Origin of the sequence: Paracoccus denitrificans, assembly GCF_900100045.1 — a bacterium.
Lineage (GTDB): Bacteria > Pseudomonadota > Alphaproteobacteria > Rhodobacterales > Rhodobacteraceae > Paracoccus > Paracoccus denitrificans.
The window spans coordinates 1-4,827 of record NZ_FNEA01000071.1; the positions used below are offsets into that span (position 1 = coordinate 1).

The 4,827-nt window shown below is 63.7% G+C and carries 4 protein-coding genes and 1 pseudogene; 2 read left to right on the forward strand and 3 right to left on the reverse strand.

Annotated features, from left to right (window positions below; genetic code table 11):
- On the forward strand, positions 1-396 hold a 396-nt coding region (locus tag BLT64_RS27095; protein ID WP_175474427.1), incomplete at its 5' end, for a hypothetical protein.
- A 28-nt stretch (positions 397-424) separates the two neighbouring features.
- Positions 425-2,281, forward strand: coding sequence for a hypothetical protein (locus BLT64_RS25615; protein WP_011749796.1), 1,857 nt, complete (start codon positions 425-427; stop codon positions 2,279-2,281).
- A gap of 21 nt (positions 2,282-2,302) precedes the next feature.
- Here BLT64_RS25615 and BLT64_RS25620 read toward each other — a convergent pair whose 3' ends face one another.
- The 3 genes and pseudogenes from BLT64_RS25620 to BLT64_RS25630 form a co-directional block, all read right to left on the reverse strand.
- A complete protein-coding gene (locus tag BLT64_RS25620) occupies positions 2,303-3,211 on the reverse strand; it encodes an NAD-dependent epimerase/dehydratase family protein (protein ID WP_011749795.1) in 909 nt (302 codons plus the stop codon).
- Complete coding sequence (locus BLT64_RS25625; RefSeq protein ID WP_011749794.1) at positions 3,208-4,329, reverse strand: ATP-grasp domain-containing protein; 1,122 nt, start codon at positions 4,327-4,329, stop codon at positions 3,208-3,210. The genes BLT64_RS25620 and BLT64_RS25625 overlap by 4 nt, the downstream gene beginning before the upstream one ends.
- A pseudogene (locus BLT64_RS25630) lies at positions 4,326-4,827 on the reverse strand (PseG/SpsG family protein); the annotation flags it as partial. The gene BLT64_RS25625 and the pseudogene BLT64_RS25630, both read right to left, overlap by 4 nt.

Consider the following 4,827-nt stretch of genomic DNA (forward strand, 5'->3'; position numbering starts at 1 on the left):
AACGGCACCACCTCGGTCGAGCTTGGCATCATGGGCATCCCCTGCATCCTCGCCGGCCATTTCGCCCCGATCGACTATCCGATCGGCCATATTGCGCCGCAGACCCGTGCGGAATTCGAGACCTATCTGCGCTTCGAGAAGCCCGCCATCGTTGCTCCCGATATCCGCGAGCGTGCCGCACTCTGGCTGCATTACATGCGAAGCCCCGACTTCACCCTGCCCTATCGCTTCCATGCCCGGCCGGTGACCAACAAGAAGATCTATCCGCCGTATTGGTTCGGGGAGGACCTGAAGGCGCTCCAAACGGGCGAGAATGCCACGCCCGGTCGTCTTGCGCGTAGGGTTCTGGGCCAGGAGGCGGAACCGGGGGGACAGAGAATGCCCTCCTCGACATGAGTATTCAGAACATGGAAATGCCCCTGTCATGAGTGGCCATCTTCCCGCCTCCTATTCCTCGCTGCCTGCAGAGGACATGATCATTGTCTCGGGGCCTGAAACGCACAAGCCGGCCGAGCAGGATATCATCGTCTTCGGAACGCCGATCCATGAGAATGTCCCGCAGCTCGTAGACCGCTATCTCAGCAATGATCTGCCCGGTTTCCTGGCCCATCAGGCGCGACATGGAATCGGCAGCTACGTCCTTGCCGATTTCCGGGAGGGGCGCCTGCGCATGATAACAGGGCCGGGTTATTGCGGCGGCTATGTCCGCAGCACCTCCGAAGGCATTGCCGTCACGACACTCCTGCGCGACGTCATGCGTTTTTCACCGGGCGAGTTGCGCTTCAACGATTTCTCTCTTTGCTATTTTCTAAGCAGCGTCCCTGCCAGCACCTTCGGGATGCTGCCTCTCTCCACCCTGTTCAAGGGGGTGGACCGGCTTCCTCCCGCCTCCGTTCTTGAAATCTCCGGCGGGAGCGTGACGGTTTGCCGGACCTATCTGAACATAGCGGAACTCGAACGTCCCGCCTCTTTGGAAGAGGCCGTCCTGGAGGTCGCGGAAAAGTACGCGGATTATTACCGGCGCAGCGACCTGCAACCTGCCGTCATGTTCTCGGGCGGGGTGGACAGCCTGCTGATCCTGCTTGCCATGCAGCAGGTGATGGATCCAAAGGATATCCGGATCTTCACGGTACAGACGATGCGGACCCATTCAAAGACGAACGGGCACCATCGTGCCTATCCCGTCGCACAAAATCTGGGCCTGGATATAGAGCTTATCGAAAGCGACTCGTTGCGTTCGGGGGGAGCCGTATCGGCAATCCTTGGCAGGATGCAGCTTGACATGGCCAATACGCGGGCACCCGACCTTGCCTTTGCAGACCACCCCGATATCGGAACGCTCGTCCTGCATGGGCAGAACATGGACGCGCTGGTCAACAACAACATGCTGTCCTTGCAGAGCAATCTGGAGCTTGGCTACCTTTCGAACGCGAAAGTGTCCGATCTGACGACGGATGAGCTGCATTTGAAGCAGTTGACGGCCCTGACCCGCAACATGCGATTCACCGACGCCTATCTGCAGGATGCCGAGTTCCAGCGCACGACGGTCAGGTATTTCCGCAAGATGACCCCCAATACGATCGCCGATCCGCAGGCTGGAACGACCAGCGGCATCATGCGCGGCATGATCGCAACCCAATATCCCAATCTGCTGAACCAGCCGCAGAAACCATTCTCGATCTTCAGCCAAGTTGCGGAAATGAGCAGCGAGGCGACGCGGATGAACGGCTACCTGGGGCAGAATGCGACGGAAACGGGACTAGTCGACTTGTTGCGCTTTTATGGATATGGGCAGATCGCAATGAAGCGGGGGTGCAGCGTCCCCCTATCCAGCGGAACCCGTATCTCCTATGCGCCCATGTCCGGGCCGCTTGTCAGCTATTTCCTCGGTCGACCTCGCGGATTGCTGGAGGCCAGCCAGCCGAAGCGAGAAGTCTATGCGCTGGTCACGAAGCTTGCAGGAAAGTCATACAGTGCGATGACGGCATGGAAGGACGTCAAGGTTCGCGACTGGCTAAAAACACTGGATGCCCGTCAAAGCAGCGATCTGCGCGATGTCCTGGTGGAAGCGCGCCGCGACCTTCTCGATCCTGGCAACTCGCGCCTTCTGGGCATGCTGACATCGAAAAAGACCCGCGCCAATGTCGAGACGGTATACAAGGCGGCGACTACGGGTTCGGATCCGGCACAGGAAACCTATTCCGTGTTCAATCAGTCCATTGCCCGCAATCTGCTGAATATTGAACTGCTTCTCGAAAGCGCGGAGGGAACACGCGTCTGAAAGGCTGGCTGGGCCGCGGGATCATTCCCCGCGGCCACCTTCTTCCCTGCGCCGCCGCAAGTCGGCAAGGCCGGCCTGCAAGTCGTGGGCGGGCTGCCAGCCAAGAATCCGGTTTGCCTGGGCAAGGTCCATCACCGCCTGATGCGCCTGCCCCGGCGTGGTGGCGCTGTCGTCGAGATTGCCGTCATTGCCAAAGACCGCATTCGCAGTCCGGGCGATCTCGGCCACGGTCCAGGCGCGGCCACCGCCGATATTGCAGGCCCCCGAGAGCGGTGCGGACACACTGAGCGCGGCGAGGATCGCAGCCGTCGCATCGGTGACGTAAAGCTGGTCGATCGTGTAATCCGGGTTGCCGCTCAGCGTGATGGTTTCCCCCGCTGCCGCCTGGTTCACGAACTTCATCAGCGCGGGCGTGCCCTTCTCGCCATGGCCATAGACCGCGGCAAAGCGCAACGAGAGCGCGGGCGGCGCCTGGCGGGCGCGGGCCAGCATCTCGAGATAGTGCTCCGCCATCAGCTTCGAGAGGGCATAGGCATTGACCGGATGGACGGGTCCGTCCTCGCGCCAGGGCGCGGGGCTGGCGGCGGAATAGACCGCGATGGTCGAGGCGAAGACGATCCGCTCCACCCCCTCTGCCTGCGCCGCGCGGGCGAGATGGCCGGTCGCCTCGACATTGGGACCCAAGAACGGAGCAAGTTCCATCGGCGCGTCCTCGCGCGTCATGCGCCGGCCAGCCAGATGCACCACGGCGGCACAGCCCGCCAGTGCCGCACGCAGGCTTTCGGGACTGTAGTCGGTCTGCCGCTCGGCCTCCGGCCCCCGGCCGATGGCGACGGGGCGCAAGCCGGCCGCGCGCAAATCGGCACAAAGATGGCGCCCGATGAATCCCGAGGCGCCAGTGACCCCGACAAAGGAACCGGGCGCGATCATGACATTGCCCGCACGTAATAGCCCACCACTTCAAGCGTGCCGTTGACTGCCCGCACATCCTCGCCGGCGGCGTAGCGGTATTCGTGATAAAGGGCATCGGCCGGCACCGGGAAGGCCGCAGGATCGAAGGGCTGGCCCGGCGGCATCTGCTGGAACATCAGCTCCATCGGCCGGTCGCCGCCGGTCGGCGGTGTCTCGGCGGTGGGAACCGGGATTCCGGTCAGGCAGTCCACCGCGCGGGCCAAAAGGTCGATGTCATGGCTGGCGCGGATCAGCCGCCACATGTGACACCCGTCGAGCCGGGGCGCGATCTCGACCACGCGGGGGCCTTCGGGGGTCATGATCATCTGGAAATAGAGCACGCCGTCACGATGCCCCAGTGCGGCAATGATCGCGTCAACCAGCTCCAGCGCCTCCTCCCGCGCCGGCATTGGCACATGCACCGCCGGGATCAGGTGGCCGCGCGGCACGCCGGGAGCCGAGGGGCCATGCACCAGCCGCTCCGACAACACGCGGATGCGGGTTTGGCCGCCACAAACCAGCACGTTGCAGGAAACCTCGATGCCGTCGAGGAAGCCCTCGACAATGGCCTGCCGGCTGCGCGACAGCGGGATGGCGCGCTCTACCGCCTGGGCAAGATCCTCCGGGCGGTCGATGCGCTGCACGCCACGCTGGCCCTGGGCGTCGGTGGGCTTCACCATGCAGGGGAAATGCGTCCAATCCGAAAGACCCTCGGTATCCGAGACCTTGCGGAACGGCACCGGGCTTAGCCCGTGTTCGGCAAGGAAGGCCCGCAGCGCCGCCTTGTCGTCCAGCAACCCGATGAAGGCGCTGTCGTAGAAATGTGGCAGGCCCAGCCGCTCCGACAATGCGACGACCGAGCGGATAGCCACATCCGACGAGATCGAATAGACTAGATTGACGGCATGGCGCCGCGCCACCGCCTCCAGCGCGTCGAGATCGACGATGTCCACATGTTCGACCACGTCGCAGAAAGCCTGGCCCGGCTCGCCCTTGCCCGGCGCGCAGCCGATCACTCGCCAGCCGATGTCCTTCATGTGCCGGATCAAGTCTGCCTGGCCGGCATTGGTGCCGAGAATAAGAATGGTTCTGGTCATGCTTTGTCGCTTTCCATCAAGGCGTCGCACAGCCGTGCCGCGCCCTTGCAATCCACTTCTGCCCGGCCGCGCGCAGCCACTTGGCGACGCAGTTCGGGCCCTGTCACAAAACGATGAACTTCCGCCCGCAACCGATCGGGCATAACGTCCCCGATCTGGCCCAGAAAGGGGGTGCCCGTCAACTCCTGCCAGCCGAGGCAGGAGCGCCGCTGGTTCGGCGCCAGCGCCACCAGCAGCATCGGCAGACCGCAATGGGCCAACTCGTAGCTCATCGTGCCGCCAGCGATGATGCCGAGATCGCATTCCGCGATGCGTTCGGCCATGGCGGGCGGATCGACCAGCAGCTCGATCCGCGCCGGATCGACGCCGGCCAGCCGTGCGGCCAGTTCCGCGTTGCGCGGATTGCCCCGCCCCGAAACCAGCCGCAGCGCCACGTCCGGCAGGTCGCCAAGTGCCGCCAGCACCAGGTCGAGCGCGCCGCGGTCGTCGCCGCCACCG